Source organism: Bacillus sp. BML-BC051 (assembly GCF_019656175.1).
Lineage (GTDB): Bacteria > Bacillota > Bacilli > Bacillales > Bacillaceae_G > Bacillus_A > Bacillus_A mobilis.
In genome coordinates this window covers 1-245 of record NZ_BPLI01000178.1, presented here as the reverse complement: position 1 = coordinate 245, position 245 = coordinate 1, and the positions used below count along the sequence as shown (strand labels likewise).

At 38.4% G+C, this 245-nt stretch carries 1 protein-coding gene; it reads right to left on the bottom strand.

Going from position 1 to position 245, the window contains the following annotated elements; translation table 11 throughout:
- Positions 1 to 245, bottom strand: a 245-nt coding sequence (locus K5S59_RS29845; RefSeq protein WP_220784136.1) for a hypothetical protein, incomplete at both ends; no start/stop codon positions are given.

Below are 245 nucleotides of genomic sequence, written 5' to 3'. Positions count from 1 at the left end.
TTCTCGGATTGTTGTAAGTTCCTCAACGTATTCTACTTCGATAGTTACCGCAGGGTTTACAAGTGCAGAAAGTACGCCATAAAAGAATTTCACATCATAGTCTGCATTTTTCAAGCGTTCTTCAATAAGAATACGCATAGCCTTAGCCGTAACTTTGTCTTCTTCGTCCTTTTCATTTTGAGCATACACAAATGGGTATAGCATCCCTGAGATTATGTGAGCGAGAATACCAATCAGTTTATTTC